We start from the raw sequence: 21,965 nt of genomic DNA on the forward strand, positions 1-21,965 counted from the left end.
TTGATATTCACTACATCATCACCACATCGAACTGCTCTTGGCTGTAAAGGTTTTCAGTCTGGATGATCACTTGCTTACCTATAAACAGTTCCAGCTCTGCAAGATTGTGGTATTCGTCGTTAATAAGCGCTTCGCTCACCGCGGCTGAGGCATAAACCATAAATTTGTCAGCATCATATGCACGGTTGACTCTCACAATCTCACGTAAAATTTCATAACACACTGTTTCTACAGTTTTTAATGAACCACGACCGGCGCATGATGGACATACTCCACAAAGAATATGCTCCAAGCTTTCACGGGTTCGCTTACGGGTCATTTCCACTAAACCCAGTGCTGATAAGCCATTGATGTTGGCTTTTGCTCTGTCTTTAGACAGCGCCTGCTCTAAAGAGTGCAATACGCGTCGTTTGTGCTCATCGGACATCATGTCGATAAAATCGATGATAATAATACCGCCTAAGTTACGTAACCGTAGCTGTCTGGCAATGGCACTGGTTGCTTCAATGTTGGTATTGAATATGGTTTCTTCTAAGTTACGATGACCTACAAACGCGCCTGTATTCACATCCACGGTGGTCATTGCTTCAGTTTGGTCAATGATCAGATAGCCACCTGATTTGAGCTCCACTTTTCTGTGCAATGCTTTTTGAATCTCGCTTTCAACATCAAACAAGTCAAAAATAGGGCGCTCACCAGGATAGTACTCTAGGACTTTATTCAGGTGTGGCACAAACTCTTCAGTGAAAGCCGCCAACTCGTGATATGTCAGCTTGGAGTCAACGCGAATGCGCTCCATGTCTTCACCGACGTAGTCACGTAAAGTACGAAATGCGAGTTTTAAATCTTCATGCAAAATTGTTTCTTTACTCGATTTCTTGCGACGTTCAACAATTTTCAACCATAGCTTTTTTAAGAACTCAGCGTCATGTTTCAGTTCATGCTCGCTCGCACCTTCAGCGGCAGTACGCACAATAAAACCACCGTTTTCATCGTTATATTGCGCTACTGCATCTTTGAGACGCTGACGCTCATCTTCGCTTTCAATGCGTTGACTCACGCCCACATGCGAGGCATCAGGCATAAAAACGAGGTATCGAGAGGGAATGGTAATATCCGTGGTCAGGCGCGCACCTTTGGTGCCAATGGGGTCTTTAACCACCTGCACCATAATATATTGGCCTTGGCGCACTAACTCTCGAATATCTTGCACCTTTTTAATAGGCTGCTCATCTACACCCTCGACGATTGAGGCGCTATTGACGATATCTGAGGCATGTAAAAATGCGGCTTTTTCAAGCCCTATGTCAACAAAAGCAGCCTGCATACCAGGTAGCACTCGGCTTACTTTACCGAGGTAGATATTACCCACGATACCCAAATTGCCGATACGCTCGACTTGTACTTCTTGCAGCACACCGTTTTCAATCAGTGCCACACGACTCTCACTGGGAGTCACATTGATAAGTAGTTCAGAGCTCATTATTAAATTCAGCTATTAATTCTTGTGTCTCATATAAAGGTAACCCCATCACCGCAAAATAGCTACCGCTGAGGTGAGTTACAAAAGCACCTGCACGCCCTTGTATTCCATAGCCTCCGGCTTTATCGAGTGGCTCTTGAGTATGCCAGTAGGCGGTAATTTCATCGTCACTGAGCGGCTTAAAGGTAACGTCGGTGGTCACCACTTTACTCATGGTCTTGTGTGTTGATGATAAAGCTATGGCTGTTAACACTTGATGAGTGCGCCCACTTAACTGTTTCATCATACGTTGAAAGTCTTCAAAATCAGTCGGTTTACCCATGATGTGATTGTCATACACAACGACAGTGTCACTGCCTAACACGGGACGATCCTCATATCCCATCGCCACACCAGTTTCCGCTTTTAAACGCGCAAGGCGCTCAACGAGTTGTCGCGCTGATTCATTTTCGAAGGGTGTTTCATCGGCATCGACACTAAATTGCACAAACTCGATGCCAAGTTGAGACAATAGCTCACGACGCCTAGGTGATTGCGACGCCAAATAAATTGCAGACATGACTTAACGGATCCGGAAGTGACGGCGGTACTTGCGCAGTAATAAAAATAGCCAAGGCCAACAAATTGCACCGGTAAGAACGGGCCATAAATATTGTGGCGAAAAGTACACGTCCAATAAAAAGTGATGTAACCAAAATTGCAGCAAATGATGCAGTGCTAAAAACACAGCCGCCAGCATGGCTTGCTGCCAAATAGAAAAGTTTCTGAGCTTCTGATAGTTACTCGCCGTAATGTAGATGGTGATGGCATAGGTGAGCGAGTGCACACCCAGTGGTGAACCCGTGGCTAAGTCAATCACTAGCCCCGTTACCCAAGCAGCCCCAATATTCACTCTATGAGGCAAAGCTAATGACCAATACATGAGTACCAATAATACCCAGTCAGGTCGAAAAGATTCCATCGAAATTGGCAACGGCATTAATGCCATAACAAGTGCACAGAAGATGCTCAATATGATCAGGAAGAAACGCCTACTCATCGATTTTTACCTCTGTTGGCGTTACCTGCTCAGTTAACACCACTAACAAGCGAACCCTGTCTAACTGGGCAACAGGTTGAGCATACACTTGCGCAAATGGTCGCCCTTCATCTCGGGTGATCTCGGTCACAACAGCCACAGGATACCCCTCAGGAAAGCGCTCTCCGAGACCTGAGCTCATCAACACGTCGCCGATGCGGATATCAAGACTATGGGGAACATGAGACAATTTAACACGTGAGATCTTACCAATACCCTCAACCACAGTGCGTACATCATTACGTAGCACCCGCACAGGAGTGGCATGGGTGGTATCTGTGATGAGCAGCACCCGACTGGTGTTGGCTCCCACTTGAATTACCTGACCAACAACACCTAGCTCATCAATCACCGCCAAGCCTTCACGCAGGCCATCCGTTGTGCCTTTGTTGATCACCACTTGGTGACTATAAGGGTTGGAGTGAACAGACAAAACTTGGGCAACGAGTTTATTTCTTTGCTCGCGAGGATTGGCCCCTAACAAAGCGCGCAACTTTTCATTCTCTTTTTGTAAAAACGATAGCTGTTGCAGTTGCTCACTTTGTAGCAATTGCTTGTTCTTCAGCATGTCATTTTCACTCAGCAATTGCTCACGTGAAGTCAGGTTTTTCGCCCCTGCGGAGATAAATTCATAAGGCAGATTAGCCAAATACAACAGCGGGCTAACGAGGGTGTTCAATGAAGTACGAACAGCGGTACCGCCACTTGTGTAGCGATCCCCGAGGATAAGAATAACACTAAGCACAACTGCGATGGTTAATCGCAGTTGCATTGAGATAGTGCGACCAAATAATAGATTCATTAGTCGTAGCTAAATACATCACCACCGTGCATGTCGATCATTTCGAGTGCCTTACCGCCACCACGGGCAACACAAGTAAGCGGATCATCTGCAACAACCACTGGAATGCCTGTCTCTTCCATCAATAGACGGTCAAGGTCTTTAAGTAACGCACCACCGCCGGTTAATACCATACCGTGTGCTGAGATGTCGGATGCAAGCTCTGGTGGTGATTGCTCTAGCGCCACCATAACAGCACTGACGATGCCCATCAGCGGCTCTTGCAATGCTTCTAGAATTTCATGTGAATTCAGTGTAAATGAACGTGGCACACCTTCGGCAAGGTTACGACCGCGCACTTCCATTTCTTTCACATCATCTGTCTTAAACGCTGACCCAATTTCATGTTTAATCTGCTCAGCAGTCGCTTCACCGATTAAGCTACCAAAATTACGACGTACATAGTTGATGATAGCTTCATCAAACTTATCACCGCCGATGCGTACTGAAGAAGAATACACAACACCATTGAGTGAGATGATGGCAACTTCGGTAGTACCACCACCGATATCAACAACCATTGAGCCCGTTGCTTCGGAAACAGGCAAGCCTGCACCAATCGCAGCAGCCATCGGCTCTTCAATAAGGTACACTTCACGTGCCCCCGCACCCATTGCTGACTCACGAATAGCACGTTTTTCAACTTGCGTCGCACCACATGGCACACAGATCAAAACGCGCGGGCTTGGACGTAAGAAGTTGTTGTTATGCACTTGTTTTATGAAGTGCTGTAACATTTTTTCAGTCACATAGAAGTCTGCAATCACACCGTCTTTCATCGGGCGAATCGCTTTAATGTTGCCCGGCGTACGACCTAACATTTGCTTCGCTTCAGTACCGACTGATGCCACACTCTTTGGCCCACCAGCACGCTCTTGTCGAATTGCTACCACTGAAGGTTCGTTAAGGACAATGCCTTCTTCTTTCACATAGATTAGGGTGTTGGCTGTACCCAAGTCGATCGATAGATCGTTGGAGAATAGACCACGGAGTTTTTTAAACATGGGACTGGTTGACCTTTGAAAATTCTTATTATCTGAATGCTTTAAACACTTTACCAATGCACGCCCTTCGCGGCAACATAAAGCTTACATCAGCATGAAAAAACAACACGTTGGGCCTGTCTAGCATTAAAGGAAGTTACAAACCAACGCCATTATGCAAAGTATGTCTTAACTTTTGCTGACTATTGACGTTCGTGAGTGCCCATTACGGCTACGCATTTTAATTATTTCTTTCACGTTTGTTAATCACACTATCATTCCCCCTAAAGCTCCCAAAGCGAAGCACCGCTTCAGGGTTATTGTCAGCGTTACCGTCTTGATCCCAATCCCAGAGTAACCAACTGGGTGCGGGATAGCTCACGGGATAATCACCAACGATGTCTTGTGAGTCCGCATTCATGCCACTGCTGCTGCCATAGGAGCCACCACTGAATACCCCTGAGCCACTGAGCAACAGGTCGCCACTTGCTTCTTCAAGCAAATTTGCGTCATACACAGTGCAATTGTCAGTATTACTCAAAGCCCACGTACTACCTTGCCAATATTCACTTTGCATTGGCACTTGCAGAGGTTCGAATTCATTACCATAGCTGTTTTCTAACGCTAAACGCCCGTATCGCACATCCAACGTTCCAGCCAAAGATTTCGCCGTGCAATCTGTGCAGGCCGCGACGCTGTCAGTCACCATATCTTTATCTAGCCAGTCGCGGTTGTCCGCTTCGCTGAGCACTTGCAAACCGACCTGCAATAGCGCATAAGGGCCGTCTGTTTGCGCGCCACCAAGGCGGCTAAATTGTGCATTAACATCATTTACTTGGTACTCGCCTTGCAGCCAACTCCCCAAGGCAATGCTCAGTCTGTTTTCAAGATTAGTTTGTGGTTGCTCTGGCGCTAGATTACGCGCCACATAACCCAATGTGGCAGCGCCGACATAATTGGCACCATAATTGAGCAATACATCACCATCAGCACCGCGAGCCTGCGCCAACCAATCAACATTGATACTATCTTGCCCCATGTACGATAATGCCGGGCAGGCATTGACTAACGCGCTATTGGCCAAGAAGAAGTGATCAGGATAAAAACGCCCTATCACTTCGCTGTGCGGGCTTAGTCCAATGTAAGGATAACCGAGATAGGTATTACCTTGTGGCACTGCCTTTATAGTAATGGATCCCGCTTCATGCCAGCTGACCGTATCGCTCTGTTGCAGCCCTAAGGTGGCGGTTAGACTAAAGGAGCCAGCATTCAAATCAGCGGTACTAGCTAAATTAGGTGATGGATATATCAGGCTATCTAGCTGTACGCTGGCTTTTTGACTCGGCGTTTCTAGCCCAAAATTAGGTGTCAATTGCTGTTGCGCATTGAAGCTCGAGACCTGCACAGTAAATGGTTCAGCAGCGGCAAGAAAACCCGAACCAACGCCTTGAGTTGCGGGGTTTGCACCACCCAGCGAATCAAAAACACGCGTCACCTCAAGACTGTACGGCTGACTCACAAATGCATTACTTGTTACATTGAGAGTTATCGCTGGCTGGTCCGTAGTCTGGGGTAAGTCTAGCGTTGCATATGTTTGAATCAACCCCACGTCATTGTAATTAAAGCGAAGTTCAGCCTGGCCTTGAGCATCAAATTGCACCGCCATATTCACGCGATTGCTACTTTGCCCTTGGGCGTTTTTACCTATACTAATGTCATTGATAGTCGACGCTGAACTTGCTTGGCAGGCGCCTGGGTTCTCACACGACATGGCAAAAGAGAGTGTTTGCTCCCCTTGGACACGCGCCTCACACGCACCTGTTGCATCATCGGTACGAATAGCCCGAAGAAGCATATTCTGCTCCTCACCTGCGCGCATATTAGCTAAGGACGTCCCCCCATCAGCGGCGACAAAGGCAAGACCCGCATCAATGAACTCAATTTCACAGCTAGCAGAAGGCGTTGCCCCAATAAAACACTGAGTTTGGCTAAATGCCGTCGCCGGAGGTGAAGACTCAATGACTCCTATTTGCGCTATGCCCGATTGCGTCGCTTGTAGGTTCGCGTTGCCGATACCATTGTTCAACGACACAACATTTCCACCAATGAAACTGCCTAACGTCGTTCCTAATTGCACATCAACAGGGTCGGTGAACAAGGTTGCGCACTGGGCATCGGCACACGCTTGAATTTGAATATCCGAGCTTAAACAGCGTACTGTTTGCGCTTGATGATAAAGGCGAAAATGATCAACTCGCTCCTCTAAAGGATAAGACAGCAACGCGCACACTTTGACATTGTCCACCTCATGGAAGTTAGTGAGCCCACCTGTTGAACCAGTAAACGATAACAATAAGTTCTCAGGTGTGGGTGCCTGTTGGTACTGACTCTCTAATACATTAAACGGCGCAATTAGCGTCTCATAACCACTCCCACTATCTCGCGATATTGACACAATGGTTTGGTTAGCGACTCGCGAGTCTAGTTCAATGCGATAGCGGTGCGCCACAGTGGAGCCGGTCCCATCAACAGCGGGGGATAAACATGGAAATGCACCGCTTGATTGGCCATCATTGCACGTTCCTTTAAGATAACGATAACCACTGTAGCCATTACCAGAGCCTCTGAGCACAACAGACTGAGGTCGCCCAGACGGTTTTGAGTTATCCCCTCCTTCATAGGAGTAATTACCATATTCATCCAAACCAATACCTAGCCATCCACCATTGAACCCTGGTGAGTTATTTTCTGGACGCACACTATAACCATAACCCAAGGGCCCACCAGGCGCTCCGGGCTGGGGAGTCACACTGGCATCAGAAAGTACCACGGCTACACCATCGGCGCCATCACCACCGTAGGCATAATAGTCAAACTCAATGCGCACCAGATTATCTCTGGCAGGAAATAACCGTTTAAAATTAACCGATGTAGCTTGACTTGTTACCGCTTCAGTTAAGCGCAAGCGGTTATTAACAATTTGCGGGATAAAATCCCCATTGCTGCGATAGGTAACCCATTGTTCTTCTAACACCGAACTTTCAAAGTCATCGCCAAAACATTGACTGCATTCGTCAAGACGGATGTCACCATCCCAATTCAACCCCTGAATGTGACTTTGATAAATGTCATTAATGCCAGAATTTGAAAACGCATAACTAAATACTTGAACTTCGTCCAAATCACCTATGAGTTCATCTGTGAATGTACCGTCACTCAACCACCAAATGCCCAAGGCTGCGCGCTGCACAACCAACGCAGAATCACTCACACTAATACACTGTGAACGGACCGTATCAACAAATAAGCACAATCGCTTCCCTTGTCGTGTCAACGCGAAGTGCGTCCATTGCTGGCGCAAATACAAAGGTGTCGGGTTTACAAATTTATAAAACACGCCTTTTAAAGCCACTCGAACCGTATCATCTGGACGAACGTAAATTTCTAATTCTGAGCTAGTCGTGTTGTTACTGGCAGATATGAAATCATTGAAGTTAGTACTCGCTTCTGCTCGTGCCCACAATGACACAGTAAAATCAGTGAGGCCGTTGAATAAATCAGCGGGAACATCAACATAATCGAGACTTGCGCTGCGAAAATCCCCCGCTTGCCCTACCACACCGGTACTGGCACCAATGTTAATTGCCTGTGCAGGGTAATTGCGGGTTACGTCTTCAATGACCCCCGAGTCGACATTTTGGCAAAGATCTAGGGGGTAATGAGCGAGCAATACTTCTGGAGCACACGCACCGGTATCATTATAAATGGCGCTTATCTCTGCGCTTGTGAACAAACTGTTGTAAAAGTGCAGGTTATCTAGTGCTCCAGCAAAAAAATCACCCACTACACCATTGTTGTTTTGAGCCCCGATGTAGAAATCACCAGGAGTTGTAGCGCCTGCATAATCTGTGCGAACGGTGCCACTTATTGAGGTAATCTGACTGCCCCCCTGATTATAAAATTGCAGCGACAGCGTTGTATTGCCGTTATTTCTCAGATAATTTTGCACTACAAAATAATACCACTGGCCTTGCAGCACGATGACATTCGACACCAATTGATACGCTGTATTAGAACCATCCCACACCGTCAGATACACGATTCCATCTTGTGTGCGCATACTATATTCGTGATTGTTCGCTCCATCACCTTTATAAAACACCACACCATTGGCGCTTGTGTCATCGACCTTCATCCAACCTGCAATACTCATTTCAGCAGCGCCCGTCAAAAGCAGCGGAGAAAGCAACGGGGAGTCAGGTACACGAACATACCCTTGAGCGTTAAAATTACCACCTCGACAAGAGATTGAGTTAATGGTCGATATACCAGAGCTTGGGGTACCCAGTAACTCATTGCCTGAAATGTCTATGACTTCATTTGCAGAGCCTGTCCATTGCACCTCATTCATGGGCCATATTGCCACTGGCGCAGCAAAACTTACCGAGTGAGCAAACATCAGCAAACATAGTGTTGTCGATACACTAAATAGGCGCAATGCAGGGCATGTTATGACCTTGAGATTTACCATTAATCTTCCAGCCTCAAACCAACGATAAGTGATCGCACCGTAGTGATATTTTCAACACTACAACTTGCAGTCGCTTCTATTCTAAAAATACTGATAGAGCCACTCGCTACTGTAGGTTCCGGCACATTATTTTCACTAATACAGCTCAAATTCACGGTACATGCTTGTAATTGAGTGCTGTCAAAAGTGTAGCTTACCCCATTAAGAGTGCTGCAATTAGGGGTCGCTTGAAAGGTGATTTCCTGCATTGCTCGTTCAATACCACTTTGCGCCGCCAAATAGGCACGCGCACCATAATAGTCAATAACCGCCTGCGTTTGCGAGCTGGTAAGTACCTTGTATAACGCCGCTCCTAAAGTGAGCAATAACACTGATAAAACCAAGACCACCACTAACGTCGAGCCTCGTTGACTATCACAGGCGTGCGAACAAGGACTAAGGCACATTGGCAATATGAACCTCATGAGACATAGCCAGTCGTTCATTGCGCGGTGAACTTAAGGTGACATCAAATCTGACCAACGCATTGCGAGACAAGGTAGAACCTTGATATGCCACTACCCAATTACTTACCCCAATAGCAAGGGCGGCTTGTTGGCCATTTTGCTTGCGCACCAATGCAGGTTGTCCACTGAGGGTCTCAAGGCAAAACTCGGTTTTATCATCAAGCACGTAATAACGCTTTCCCGGTGAGCTGGTTGAAGGGGTAGTTGCCAGTTGCCAAGTATATAAGCTGTTCGCCGTCCCTTGATCGTCTATCGCATCGATACCTATGGCATTAACCTCAATACTACTCACTGAGGTTGGGTAAATAACGACAGAGTCCACCCCAGCGCTTACCGTGCCATCAAAATCAACCACGTTAAGTGCGTTACCAGATATATTTCCGAGGTAAATTCCTGCATTTTTAATAGGGTAAAAGCTGAAGCAACTATCTTCTAAAACAAAACTATTTGGCACAGCATTGGCTATTTCACGCTCCAGCCTGAGCAATAAAAAGCGCATTTGGGAAATCAATTCCGTACGCTGATTGCCTTCAGTGTATATTTGCACCGAAGTACCGATGAACCGCGTCGTGCCTATCACAAGCACACCCAGAATGACGATAACACTCACCAACTCAACCAGTGTGAACCCAGACTCAGACCTCCTACTCATTAGTAGTTCCCTCGATAAGCTTGAAATCGATACACCTCTTGCTCTGGTGTCGTCACTGCTAGGTCTATGCGCTTTGCCAGCTGTAAATTGTCTACGGTAGGTTGCGAGTAATCACCATCAAGCACAACGGTGACTGCGATTTGATAACCTGGATAATCGCCACCCACATCGTTAACGGTATAGCCGTTATAATCGTCCACATCATTGTATAAAGTGGGGTCGGCTTCTTCGGGGCCAAGTACAGCACTGCAGCCTTGCGCCTTTTCATCACATCGTAAAAAAGGCGGGCTGCGGTCACTATTTTCATCGTAAGAGAGAAGGAGAATTTCATTCATCACTGAGCTACCAAGCTTTGCAGCTTTGAGTTGCGCCAATTGCTCAGTACTTTTTTTTGCCAACGGCGCAACAAAATCAGTCACAATTGCCAAAGCAACAACAAATGCAAGTATGCCAACTACCAACTCAATCAGGGTGAAGCCACGCTGTACTCGCTTAACGGCACGCATAGATAAGCCCCTCGGCATTCACGCAAACAGCTCTGTTAGCTACTTGAATCTCACATACATTACTGCAATCAGAGTCAGGGCGCCCATAACTATCAAACGATAGCGACGAAAAGCCTGCCCCATTATTATCAGTGGTGATAAAGGTTAATCCAGACGACGCGCTATCAACCACGAGGTATTCGTCAAAATCACTCGATATTGCATTAGCGCAATCGCGCCCTAGGGGCGGGGCGATTAATGTTGATGTGATCTTCACACAGTTTACGGAATTAATATTGTGCATAGCTTCGAGTTGCACAATTCGCATCATGGCGATTGTGCGATCTCGAAGCGAGTATGCATCTTCAGTGTTTGCCCCGAAAAAAGCGGGGGCAGCCGTGACGGCCAAAACACCGATAATAATAATCGTGATAACCAGCTCAACCAGCGTGAAACCACGGCTATTCATAGCTTAGTTACAATCGTCGGTATTGACTGTGACGGTTGCTGGAGTGTTTGCATCGGTAGCGGCCGTATATGCGACATAGCAACCATCATTGGTTTCACCACCAGTGCCATTACTTGCAACGACAGCAGCGGGTGCCGCACTGCCTGAAGCGCCAATAATGTACACTGCAGGAGGGCCCGCCAATGTGGTTACTGAGAAGTTTGTTAAATCGATTTCCAAGGCTTCAACAATTCCCGCAGCATCTGCTGTTGGGTAACCAAATGCCGTGGTAATATCATCGGTACCGTCACCATCAGCATCCACTGCACTGGATGCGGTAGCCTGTACACCTGCAATAATAGCCTTGCCGTACACAATATCTTTACCCGAGTTCATTGCTCCCGCTACGCCTTGTATCACAGAGGCATTAGCATCCCCCTGCAGATTTAAAAACCTTGGCGCAGCTGTGACCGCAAGAATACCCAATATCACGATGACGATAATCAATTCAATTAGGGTGAAACCCTGCTGTTTTACTGTTTTCATATATCACACCTCATGTAAATCGTTGTTAGAACACCGTTACTTGCCCAGTTGCAGGAAAATAAGAAAATCCATCCGTTATACTGCCGTTAGGAACTTCACTACCGGGCAAGTTGGCAAGATTTTCAGTGTCCAATGAGTTAGTTAAATAATAAATGCATTGTGGCGAGTTGCTTCCTGCAGCATTAATCTGTACGTAATAGCGACTGTCTTTGGCATTATTGGAGTTCACCGTGTTTATCGGGGCTGATTGTAAAATCAAATCAAACACATCTTTACAGTCTTGCCTAGTCATAGCGGTGACTTGTGAGTTTGAAGTTCCTCGGTTTGTTGGGTAGCCAATATCTCCGTCAAGACCCACCGTTACTCGGTCATATTCAAGCGTGGTGATATTTGGGCCTGCATTATTGCTAACTTTGCCATCCACTTCCCATTGTGAGCGCACTAAACCAACAGCAGCGGCAAATCCACCCGCGACTCCTTCCACTGAAGCCTGACGTGCATCATCAGTAACCTCAATAAATTTAGGCAGTGCTGTCACGGCTAAAAAGCCGAGTATGACTATCACAATAATGAGCTCTATCAATGTGAAGCCTTGCTGTTTGTTCATGGTAATAACCCCGCTTGTCACGTACCTATTTTCTTTGCGAATCAGTCAATTATTAACCTATAACGGATACAATTAACAGCCCTAAATTCAATCAACACTGATAGCACCGTTATTAAAATTAAAGGCAAACCATGGTGTCTTGCCCAGCGAATAGTAACAGCGCGTAATTGTCAGTCCCTGCCCATCTGCGCGAGCACTCAGTTGGGGCCACTCTTTTTCGCTCTGTACATTTAAAAACAAACGCTTACACTGTGTTTGCTCTGTTTGCTTGAGTGTATCTACGGGCCAACCAAAGTCATTCACATGAAATACCGCTTCGCCCACAGCTTCCATATCCTCATTAACAATGGCTAAGCGAATCACACTTTGCTTTTTTGCCATCCACTTAGCCCGAACTTGCATTACGGTGTATTGAAACTCCGTTAATGCTTTCTCTTGCTTAAGCTCACTCACCGATGCTGACAAGCCCACACCATAGTGCAGCGCAACACCAATCAAAATACTGATAATTCCTATACTGATGAGCATCTGATACACACCACCTAATTGTGATGGTTGCTCGTATTGCTCCATGCTAACCACCTTTTATGGCCGACATCATGTTCCACATTGGTGTAAAAATGCCGAGTGCTAAAACCAAGACCATACTTGCCACTATTGCAATCAAGATAGGCTCAATCTTTGCAGTTAAACTTTTGAGGTCAAAATCTACTTCACGCTCATAATAATCGGCACTTTCTTGCAGTAACTCATCAACCCGCCCAGTCTCCTCACCCACCGCGACCATTTGTAACACCAGTTGCGAGAACAGCTGACTACTGCGAGACACGCGCAATAGGCTTTCACCTTTTTCGATACCCCGGCGCATCTCAATGATAGAATCATGCATATAGGCATTATCTACTGCCTCTGCGGTCAGAGATAAACCAGCAGTCATTGGTACACCTGAGCGCAAGACCATCGCAAAACTGCGGCTGTAACGGGACAGCAATGAGCGCTCAATAATACTGCCGACGATAGGCAAACGCAGTTTCAAACGATCCCACTTATAACGCCCTTCAGCACTGTTCAAATAAGCGCGTACAGATATCAGTGCAGCAAACATCACGGCTAATATTAGCCACCAAAAACTCACAAAAAAGTTAGATGTAGTTATTAAAACCCGTGTCATAACAGGGAGTTCTGCATTAAATTTAGAAAACATTTGTGCAAACACCGGAATAACATACAAATTCAAAATGAACATTGCAGCCACCAGCGCGATGATCACAAACGTAGGGTAACGCAGCGCAGCTTTAATACGTTTACGCGTCTCTTGTTCACGTTCAAAATATTCGGCCAATTGCAAGAATGCCTCTTCCAACTTACCTGTGTTCTCCCCCACCACCACGATAGATACCATTAAACGATTAAATATGGCCTTGTGTTGTGACATTGCATTGGATAGGTTGCGCCCTTGCTCAAGTTGTTCAGTGACATCCTTCAGTACATTCCTAAAGCGGTCGTTTGTGGTGGTTTCAGCAAGACCATTAATGGCACGGATGATTGGGATACCGGCCTTGAGTAACGAGTACATTTGCCGAGAGAAAATAATCATCTCATCCAACCCCACGCGCTTTCTCAACAGCCCTGATAAATCAACCCCTTGCTGTGATGGCGCGGCGGTTAAATGGATGTTAAGGGGGATTGCTCGCTTAGCAAGCAGCTGGTCAGCAGCCGCTTGCGGACTTGGCGCTTCAACGACACCATTAATGGCTTTGCCTTTGCTATCTTTCGCTTCAAAACGGTAATAAGCCATTAGCGGTTCACCACTTCGGGCACGTATTCTGCCACTTTAAACACTTCATCCAGGGTCGTTACACCTTGCTGGGCATAGTCCAAAGCCATATAAGATAATGGCTCAAAGTCAGGGTTTTCCTTAGTCGCTTGCGCAAAGGCTTGTGTATCTGCTAAGCGCAACGCCTCCATCATTGGCTCGTTCATTTCCAGTAATTCGAAGACCCCGATGCGCCCCCGATATCCAGTATGATTACAACTGTTACAACCACGACCATGATAAAACTGGGCATCTGCCAACTGCGGGCGTAAATAACGCACCCAAGCGCGCTCTTGCTCATCTACTTCTTGTGGTTCTTTACAGTTTTGGCAAATACGACGTACCAAGCGCTGGGCGATGATGGCGCGCAAGGAACTGGCGACCAAATAAGGCGGCGCACCCATATCAATCAAACGCATGGCACTGGTGATAGCATCATTAGTATGTAATGTGCTCAACACCAAGTGACCTGTTAACGCCCCTCTTAGGCCAATTTCAACGGTTTCTTTATCGCGCATCTCACCCACCATGATAATGTCTGGGTCCTGGCGAAGTGTGGTACGCAGTACAGTGGCAAAACTTAAGCCTATTTTTGAGTTAACCTGAACCTGATTAATACGGCTAATGCGATACTCAACAGGGTCCTCAACAGTGATAATCTTGTTATCTGGCTGGTTCAGTTCACTCAGGGCACCGTATAAAGTGGTAGTTTTACCTGACCCCGTAGGCCCAGTTACCAAAATCATACCGTGAGGCCTTTTCAGTGTTTCCCTAAGCTTTTTCAAAACCTTGGGAGGCATTCCTGTTTGATCTAGTGTGAGCAAACCAGCCGATTGGTCCAATAGCCTCATTACCACTGACTCGCCATTTTGCACTGGCATAGTCGATAAACGCACATCTATGCTGTGGCCTTTAACCTTGATATTAAAGCGTCCGTCTTGAGGTATTCGTTTCTCGGATATATCGAGCCCAGACATTAACTTCAAACGCAGTACTAAGGCAGAAGCTATGCTCACCTGATCAAGAATATTCTCTTGCAACACCCCATCAACGCGCTGGCGAATGCGCAAAATGTGCTCATCCGGTTCGATGTGAATATCAGACGCGCGCACTTGAATCGCATCTTCAAATATGGATTGCAGTAACTTGACCACAGTTGCATCGGATGTAGTATCGTCAAGCGCATTAAGTTCAAACTCTTCGCCCTCGTGATATTCTTCATGAAGCTGCTCAGCGAAATTAGCAATGTCTTGAGTGCGGCGATACACTGCATCAAATGCTTCCATGATTTGAGACTCTTGCACCACTGCGAGTTCAATGCGTTTTGGCTCAAGCAAGGGGCCTATTTGATCTAAACCGCTGAGATCCGCAGGATCACTCATACCCACCAACACACTTGTGTCATTGTCTTCAATGACCAAGGCGCGAAAGCGTCGTGCATATGCTTCAGGTAAGAGCTTTGCTGTCTCAGGCGCGATACGGCGCTGTGATATATCAAGAAACGGGACATTCAGCTGCTGTGCTAAAAAACGCAGCAACTGTGTTTCTGTGATCACGCCCAAATCCACTAAAGTAGAGCCAAGTTTGCGCCCAGATACTTTTTGCGCACTGAGCGCCTGCTCTAATTGCCCCTCAGTGATAATTTGCTCATGAACCAGCAAATCACCCAAGCGCATTTTGAGGCGAGGTCGTATCATTGCGCCCCCTGTAAATTCTGATATCTCGCTTGCGCGAACTGCTGAGATTGTGGTGATAATCCTCCCACATCTAGCGCCTTGCGATAGTGCGAAAATGCCTGTGCGCGCTCACCCATAGCTTCCTCTGCAGAGGCAAGGGCTAACCACCATTTCCCTACATGAGGCTGGCGCTGAGCTAGTTCATAAAAACAATTTTTTGCCACGTCGTGCTGTTGCAACTGCGTGGCTGCTGTGCCCTTTAAAATCCAATAATCATTGTCTGCAAGCTGCTTAGCTAGCACATCGTATTGTTCACCCAGTACCGCAAGCACGCGCGAGAAGCGCTGCTCTTGAGTTGCCATTTTGGCAATCAATACCCGCCATTGCATCTGTTCGGGTTTTCGCTGCAATCCCTGCGCGAACCATTGATAAGCTTCTTCAACTCGTTGCTGGGCATATAATGTAGCTCCTAACAGTGTGCGCGCTTGTTCATGTTCAGGGTCTAAACTTAGCGCTTGTTCAAATTGCGCAATTGCTTCGCTACTCATGCCGTAATTCAATGATTGCTGTCCTTTTTCAAACCAATGCATCGCTTGCTGCGTGGGACTGAGCGCTTTAACAACGACTTTTGCGGGCTCTGGTTCAGGTGCAGCGTTAGCCACACTTATTTGCTCGCTGGGAACGCTTGAAAATGACGATATAACCGACTGTTTTTGTTGTATATTTTTGCCACTATCTGATTCGTGCACAGGCGCACTTCGCGATGCCGGTATAACAAGAATTTCAGCACTTAAATCAGCGGCGTTCGCATCACCATTGAGCCCAGCAAGAGGACGCTCTGTTGCTGTACCATGTGTGCGCACTATCTCAGAGCCATTGTTCTGTGCCACTTCGTTTGCGGCCATTGGTGTTATAGCTGCCATTTTTTGCTGTTTCGCGCGCTCTGGCTCGTTTGGATCTGGCTGCGCATTAGCCTCATTTGTAGCGACTGTTGAAGATTCTGTGACAAGAGGTTGTTCAGTGATGATGGACTCACCTGGATGCTCAACCGTTTTTGTTGGAATAAAGCGATAAGCGAGAGCAATTAAAATCAAACCAATGATGCACCCGAGCAAAATGAGCAAACGACTCATGTTCACGTTTTTACGCGGTAGCGCAACGGTCGGCTCCAACCCCAGTTGCGAGTCACTCTGACGCTGCTCTATCGCTTTTAATGTTTTGTTTAACACACTCACAGTGCTTGCCTCCACACCCATATGCTGGCAATGACAATGGCTGTAGTGGTAAACACCCACATTGGCCACCATCTCATGAGCCGCGATGAGGGATGACAATCTTCCGTATCAGCCACCGCATCATACACATAACGAGTAAGCAGCTTGGTCTCACCCTCTCCATAAGCTTGTAATAAGGTTTTATGGCACAGTGTGTTAACTAAGCGCGGAATTCCGCGCGAGGCCCGAGCAATACGGTCACTCAGTTGCGTAGTAAAAAGCTTTTCTTTAGCACCAGCACAGCGCAGCCTGTGGTCAATATAATATTCAACCTCTACGGCATTCATGGGCCGCAATTGGTAGGAGAATCCAATACGTTGGCGCAGCTGCCGTACTTGTGGATTTGCAAGTCGAGTATCCAACTCGGGTTGACCAAATAACACAACCTGCAACAACTTTTTACTTTCGGTTTCTAAGTTTGTTAGCAGTCGAAGCGCTTCGAGCGCATCCCAACTTAAACATTGGGCCTCATCCACAACCATGACGACTTTTTTACCTTCTTGGCTTAACGTCAGTAGGCATTTTTCTATCGCTTGAGCCAAGGTTTGCTGATTGAGCGTAACGTCTGTCGTTAACCCTAATTCAGACGCCACTGCCCAGCGTAATTCATCGGGAGTAAGGTAAGAGTTGGGGATGTATACCACCACATAATTATCTTCGAGATGGTTAATTAATTTGCGGCAAATAAGCGTTTTACCCGTGCCAACTTCACCAGTCACTTTGATAAACCCTTCAGCCATGCTCAGCGCCCCTAAAAGCACTTTCAATGCTTCATTGTGTGGCTCCAATGCACAGTAAAACTGCGTATTCGGAGTCAATGAAAACGGCATTTCCTGCAAATTAAAAAAACTCAAATACATTAGTTGCGATACCAAGTTTCAAGTAATTCCTTTGTGCGTTGTTGCTGTTTCTTCCATGAATCGGGCATAACCACTGTTGGTCTTAACAAAATAACCAACTCTTTCTTATTTTGCTTTTTGCGCACGCTTTTAAAGAGATTGCCAAGCACGGGGATATCTCCTAATAAGGGTGTTTTGGATTCCTCATCACTGGTGAATGTCTGCATTAAGCCGCCAATCACTACAATTTCTCCACTTGCGGCGCGGATCACCGTATCAGACTCACGAATATTGCTCTGCGCCAAAGGTAGCTCTAAGTCTACGTCTCCCAAGCGGATAAACTTAGTTTGCTCTTCGGTTTGCGTTACTGATGGGTGCACATGCAAAATGACCGAGCCGTACTTGTCGATTTGCGGGGTTACATCCAGTGCAATCCCAGAGAAAAAGGGCGTCAGTTCAATGTCACTATTATTTTGCTGGGTGACGCTGCCAATGTCTTCACTGCTTGATACATCGGTAACAAAGTACTCATCTTCCCCCACTTTAATCACCGCCTTTTGGTTGTTTGTGGCCGTGACCCTTGGGTTAGAGAGCATTTGTACATCGCCTTGGGTTTGCAATAGGCTGATCACCCCAGAAAAATCAGCATTCGCAAATGAAAGAGTAGAGATCCCCCCTATCTCACTAGACATAGCATTCCCTAAATTCCCTGCGCTGGTTGAGAAGCTGAGCTCTGTGCTACTCATACGCGCCGCGTTAGACAAAATTTGCGTCCAATTTACGCCTTGCTGATATTCATCTTTTAATGTGACTTCGATAATGCGCGCTTCGAGGATCACTTGGCGCTGCAAAGCCTCTTCACTGTGTTTTAAGAATGCTTTCATTGCCGCTATTTCGCTTGGCAATGCATGCACGGTAACTAAACTTGCCTGCGGGCTGACAATGACATAACGACCGTCTTTATTACCTACTAAGGCTTGCAGTGCTTCTTTCAAGTCGCTCCAAAAATCGGTGTCGCTTGACGTTTGAATATTAGAGCCATTGAGTTGCTGGTTATTGCCACCTATACCCCCCCCTAGACTGTTGTTGTTAATCGCACTGTTAGCCTGATTGCCGCGATTGAAATTATTCCCACCTGACTGAGAGTTGCCATTATCATAGTCACTCACTCCACCAGCGATAACACTGACATTAGTCACACCGAAACGCTTCATCATTAGGTAGTTGACTGGGATTAACTCAGTACGCATCCGTGCAGGTAACACCTGCACTACCTGCCCCTCGAGAAAAACGTCAAGCGGATACATACGTGTGAGCACTTTAAGCACTTCATCCATGCTCACTTGTTTCAAGTTCAGGCTAATGGTGCCCTGAACATCTGGGTGAATAGCCAAACTAAAAGGCGTGTCATCAACCAAAGCATTAAAAAATGGTCGCAACGACACCTCATTAGCAACGACATCAAAACGTGGTGTGTTTACAACTGCAGGCTGTACCATTTGCGGTGTCACTGAGCTGAGGAGTTCATCTGTTAATTGCGGTGGTGGCATTGACGCATCGGCATTACTCTGCTCGCTTTGTGGTTCTAGCTGTGAACGTATATGCGGCTTGATTTGTTCACCCGTTCCAAAAGTTTGGCAGCCGCTAGCAAGCACAAAAGATGCGCCAAACAGCAACCTACTAACTATCCTTTTAGTGTTCATTTTCATCGCCATATAGTTCTAACTTTATTTGTTTATTGCCCTGATTTAATAACACTGAATGCTTATCAACATGCGTAATAAGGTATTCGCCGAGCATTTGCCCTTTGCTATACAACGAACCCGATATAACCGCTTTAAACTGGCCGTTCTTATATACAACCGACTCCAGCACCCACTCATTAGCCTGAGGACCTTTTGCAGCCCCTAATGTGCCAAGATGCGCAGGCTTGGTAGGGTCACGCATCACATCAGCCATGCTGGGTACACTGATAAGCATAGCTAAACTACAGAATAATAAAGGTTTCATTGCCGCTTACCGTTGCCAGATTCAAGGTTAATTCGCCACTAGGATAGTCTTTCACTTGATAATGAAATCCTGTGATCAATATTTTTAAGCTCAACTGCTCTAATCGCTGCATGTATTGCTGCACTGAGAAGTAGTCGCCACTGAGTTTTAGCTCCATATTGTGCCTAAATAACACTTGTTCTAACTCATAGGAGCCTTCTTGCTTTTGCTCGACCAAATTCTTTTGATATTCAGAGACAACGGGCTCCACTCCCGTGACTTTAAACTCAATAAGTTGCACACCAGATTGCTGTGCTAGCACTTCACTAAGAACCATTGGCATTTTATTGGCACTGACAAAGCCATGACTTAGCTGTTGCAATTTTTGGTCCAAAGCAATAACCAATTCCTCTTGCTCAACAATTTTCTGTCGCACTTTGGCTTTATAATCGATTGTCATAGCTTGCTTAATTGCTTGCTCTTGAGCTTGCGCAGTGGATAATTTGGTATTTAAACTCGTTATTTGCATCTGCATGTTCTCAAGCTTTTTGGTAGCAGGAGAAATCACAAACCACACACTGAGATAAACAACGCAGAAAAGACTCACCACTAGAATGAGTACTTTTTCTCTTTGCTGCAGCTCACCAAAACGCTGCTGCGCTTCATGCCACGCACTCATTGCCCACCTCCTTGCACGTCAGTGGACACTCTAAATTGCTTTATGTCATCTTCAGTATCAAACTCCAGTACCGAAAATGCACGCCCTTGAAAATATGGAGATTGCTTCAACCCATTGAGCCAAACCGCTAGTTCACTTGGCCGCGGGGTTTGCCCAACAAGTTGCAATTGAGGCGCTTTTAGCTGTATTTCAGTCAACCACAAATTACTGTTGTGGTAGCGTGATAAATCAGCCATAAAATCGCTGTAAAGCAAGCTATCATCGGTATCTTTGCCACTTAAATAATGAATTAGCTCATTGCGGCTTTGCACTCTGTTTTGTTGTTTGTGCAACTCTTTTTCTAGCTCACTCACATCGCGATGAAGCGTTAGCTGCATATCTAGTATGCTCACCGTCTCTTGAAGCAGGCTTAATTCTCGCTGCTTTTGCACAAGCTGCGACTCCACCTGCTTTAACTGCCAAAACTCCAAAGCAATAAAAGCGGCAACCACCACCGTCACCACAGCAACTAATTTCACCACGAGTGTAAGAGGGAGCGGATCATGCTTTGGTCTGAGGCTGGCTTGGTAGAAATTAATAGTGCTTTTCATGCTGTCTCCAACATTGCAAAGTAAACCCCCGCCAAGGCCACATAAAACTTTGGTGCCACCGTATCTGCTAAGTCCATAACCGGTTTGAATTCTTTGATGGGAACTGACTGTAACTGCTTCATTCGCTCGATAACCGCTTGGCTAGAGAAATGACTCAAAAATAACACTTCTTTAATTGGCGGCAGCTTTAATTGGCTTTCGTAAAAGTCCATAGAACGCTGAATTTCTAAGCCCATGGCATCACTTAGATTATTCACAGTTAACTCATCAGGGTCATTTTCCAGTAAGGTGAACCCTCGTAACCGCCGATTTAGCAGTAACTGCTGTTCACGAATGATAAGTACGCAAGGCTCTTGTCCTGGTTCTTGAAATATAACCATACGTGCGTAATTATCCTGAGCCGTCATTTGCGCTATCGCCGTTTCTTTCGCTGTTATTTGCTTTAGCTGCATTGTCGGCGTATCGAAAGTCTGAATAAGCGGTTGTAGCATTTGCTTATCGGCCACGAACACATTGACCTTAGCTTGCTGGTTCGCTGTTTGTATTGGGTAATCAATGTAGTCGGCGACAATGCGCTCAGCGCTTAAGGTAACGACGTCTTTTAACGTCCATGGTAATGACTGTATTAACTCTTCACCTTCAAGCGCAGGCTTATCAACTTGGACAATTTGGTAGTAGGATTGTGGTAAGAGTAGATATACTTGGGAAGGGCTGGAAGTGACAGACTGAATAAGGTTGGCTATTTGCTGTGCGGCATTGGCTAAATCTGTCACGGGTTCTTGTGCTGAGTCACTGACATACCATTGTTGGTTTTTCTTTTTCAGCACAATAATCAACAGTGTTTCGGTACATAACGAAACACCAATCATGGTTTCAGTCTTTTTATTACTGTTGAGCCAAGGTATACGAGCTAGTCGAGAAAACCCCATAAGGTTATTTACC

The 21,965-nt window shown here is 46.2% G+C and carries 22 protein-coding genes; all 22 read right to left on the reverse strand.

Annotated elements, in window-relative coordinates:
* Positions 1-10: 10 nt before the first annotated feature.
* The gene (rng, locus tag AAEU32_RS06420) at positions 11-1,483 is read right to left on the reverse strand and encodes a ribonuclease G (protein WP_421969697.1); all 1,473 of its coding nucleotides are present in this window, start codon (positions 1,481-1,483) and stop codon (positions 11-13) included.
* The gene (locus AAEU32_RS06425; RefSeq protein WP_421969698.1) at positions 1,473-2,042 is read right to left on the reverse strand and encodes a Maf family protein; all 570 of its coding nucleotides are present in this window, start codon (positions 2,040-2,042) and stop codon (positions 1,473-1,475) included. Before AAEU32_RS06425 ends, rng begins: the two co-directional genes overlap by 11 nt.
* A 3-nt stretch (positions 2,043-2,045) precedes the next feature.
* Positions 2,046-2,522, reverse strand: coding sequence for a rod shape-determining protein MreD (mreD, locus tag AAEU32_RS06430; RefSeq protein ID WP_421969699.1), 477 nt, complete (start codon positions 2,520-2,522; stop codon positions 2,046-2,048).
* Positions 2,515-3,363, reverse strand: a complete 849-nt coding sequence (mreC, locus tag AAEU32_RS06435) for a rod shape-determining protein MreC (protein ID WP_421969700.1) — start codon at positions 3,361-3,363, stop codon at positions 2,515-2,517. Before mreC ends, mreD begins: the two co-directional genes overlap by 8 nt.
* Positions 3,363-4,406, reverse strand: a complete 1,044-nt coding sequence (locus AAEU32_RS06440) for a rod shape-determining protein (RefSeq protein ID WP_421969701.1) — start codon at positions 4,404-4,406, stop codon at positions 3,363-3,365. The genes mreC and AAEU32_RS06440 overlap by 1 nt, the downstream gene beginning before the upstream one ends.
* Positions 4,407-4,626: 220 nt before the next feature.
* The gene (locus AAEU32_RS06445; RefSeq protein WP_421969702.1) at positions 4,627-8,916 is read right to left on the reverse strand and encodes a LamG-like jellyroll fold domain-containing protein; all 4,290 of its coding nucleotides are present in this window, start codon (positions 8,914-8,916) and stop codon (positions 4,627-4,629) included.
* Positions 8,916-9,287: a hypothetical protein gene (locus AAEU32_RS06450; RefSeq protein WP_421969703.1), complete on the reverse strand. Its 372-nt coding sequence runs from the start codon at positions 9,285-9,287 to the stop codon at positions 8,916-8,918. The genes AAEU32_RS06445 and AAEU32_RS06450 overlap by 1 nt, the downstream gene beginning before the upstream one ends.
* A 64-nt stretch (positions 9,288-9,351) precedes the next feature.
* Positions 9,352-10,074: a prepilin-type N-terminal cleavage/methylation domain-containing protein gene (locus tag AAEU32_RS06455; protein ID WP_421969704.1), complete on the reverse strand. Its 723-nt coding sequence runs from the start codon at positions 10,072-10,074 to the stop codon at positions 9,352-9,354.
* Positions 10,074-10,580 carry a type IV pilus modification PilV family protein gene (locus AAEU32_RS06460; RefSeq protein WP_421969705.1) on the reverse strand — a complete coding sequence of 169 codons (507 nt, stop codon included), beginning with the start codon at positions 10,578-10,580 and terminating at the stop codon, positions 10,074-10,076. The genes AAEU32_RS06455 and AAEU32_RS06460 overlap by 1 nt, the downstream gene beginning before the upstream one ends.
* Complete coding sequence (locus AAEU32_RS06465) at positions 10,567-11,028, reverse strand: type II secretion system protein (RefSeq protein ID WP_421969706.1); 462 nt, start codon at positions 11,026-11,028, stop codon at positions 10,567-10,569. The genes AAEU32_RS06460 and AAEU32_RS06465 overlap by 14 nt, the downstream gene beginning before the upstream one ends.
* A 3-nt stretch (positions 11,029-11,031) precedes the next feature.
* A complete protein-coding gene (locus tag AAEU32_RS06470; protein ID WP_421969707.1) occupies positions 11,032-11,553 on the reverse strand; it encodes a prepilin-type N-terminal cleavage/methylation domain-containing protein in 522 nt (173 codons plus the stop codon).
* Between the two features lie 25 nt (positions 11,554-11,578).
* Positions 11,579-12,160 carry a prepilin-type N-terminal cleavage/methylation domain-containing protein gene (locus AAEU32_RS06475; protein WP_421969708.1) on the reverse strand — a complete coding sequence of 194 codons (582 nt, stop codon included), beginning with the start codon at positions 12,158-12,160 and terminating at the stop codon, positions 11,579-11,581.
* Between the two features lie 87 nt (positions 12,161-12,247).
* On the reverse strand, positions 12,248-12,733 hold the full coding sequence (locus tag AAEU32_RS06480; RefSeq protein WP_421969709.1) for a hypothetical protein: 486 nt from the start codon (positions 12,731-12,733) through the stop codon (positions 12,248-12,250).
* A gap of 1 nt (position 12,734) precedes the next feature.
* Positions 12,735-13,958: a type II secretion system F family protein gene (locus tag AAEU32_RS06485; protein WP_421969710.1), complete on the reverse strand. Its 1,224-nt coding sequence runs from the start codon at positions 13,956-13,958 to the stop codon at positions 12,735-12,737.
* The gene (locus AAEU32_RS06490) at positions 13,958-15,670 is read right to left on the reverse strand and encodes a GspE/PulE family protein (protein ID WP_421969801.1); all 1,713 of its coding nucleotides are present in this window, start codon (positions 15,668-15,670) and stop codon (positions 13,958-13,960) included. Before AAEU32_RS06490 ends, AAEU32_RS06485 begins: the two co-directional genes overlap by 1 nt.
* The gene (locus AAEU32_RS06495) at positions 15,670-16,887 is read right to left on the reverse strand and encodes a tetratricopeptide repeat protein (protein ID WP_421969711.1); all 1,218 of its coding nucleotides are present in this window, start codon (positions 16,885-16,887) and stop codon (positions 15,670-15,672) included. Before AAEU32_RS06495 ends, AAEU32_RS06490 begins: the two co-directional genes overlap by 1 nt.
* On the reverse strand, positions 16,884-17,786 hold the full coding sequence (locus AAEU32_RS06500; RefSeq protein ID WP_421969712.1) for an ExeA family protein: 903 nt from the start codon (positions 17,784-17,786) through the stop codon (positions 16,884-16,886). Before AAEU32_RS06500 ends, AAEU32_RS06495 begins: the two co-directional genes overlap by 4 nt.
* Positions 17,786-19,474 (reverse strand): pilus (MSHA type) biogenesis protein MshL, encoded by a 1,689-nt coding sequence (mshL, locus tag AAEU32_RS06505; RefSeq protein WP_421969802.1) that lies wholly within the window; start codon positions 19,472-19,474, stop codon positions 17,786-17,788. Before mshL ends, AAEU32_RS06500 begins: the two co-directional genes overlap by 1 nt.
* On the reverse strand, positions 19,458-19,775 hold the full coding sequence (locus tag AAEU32_RS06510) for an agglutinin biogenesis protein MshK (RefSeq protein ID WP_421969713.1): 318 nt from the start codon (positions 19,773-19,775) through the stop codon (positions 19,458-19,460). The genes mshL and AAEU32_RS06510 overlap by 17 nt, the downstream gene beginning before the upstream one ends.
* On the reverse strand, positions 19,753-20,433 hold the full coding sequence (locus AAEU32_RS06515) for a type II secretion system protein GspM (protein ID WP_421969714.1): 681 nt from the start codon (positions 20,431-20,433) through the stop codon (positions 19,753-19,755). The genes AAEU32_RS06510 and AAEU32_RS06515 overlap by 23 nt, the downstream gene beginning before the upstream one ends.
* The gene (locus AAEU32_RS06520; RefSeq protein ID WP_421969715.1) at positions 20,430-21,023 is read right to left on the reverse strand and encodes a PilN domain-containing protein; all 594 of its coding nucleotides are present in this window, start codon (positions 21,021-21,023) and stop codon (positions 20,430-20,432) included. The genes AAEU32_RS06515 and AAEU32_RS06520 overlap by 4 nt, the downstream gene beginning before the upstream one ends.
* Complete coding sequence (locus AAEU32_RS06525; protein ID WP_421969716.1) at positions 21,020-21,952, reverse strand: MSHA biogenesis protein MshI; 933 nt, start codon at positions 21,950-21,952, stop codon at positions 21,020-21,022. Before AAEU32_RS06525 ends, AAEU32_RS06520 begins: the two co-directional genes overlap by 4 nt.
* Between the last annotated feature and the right edge of the window lie 13 nt (positions 21,953-21,965).

The sequence above is a fragment of the Pseudoalteromonas maris genome (assembly GCF_049257235.1).
Taxonomy (GTDB): Bacteria; Pseudomonadota; Gammaproteobacteria; order Enterobacterales; family Alteromonadaceae; genus Pseudoalteromonas.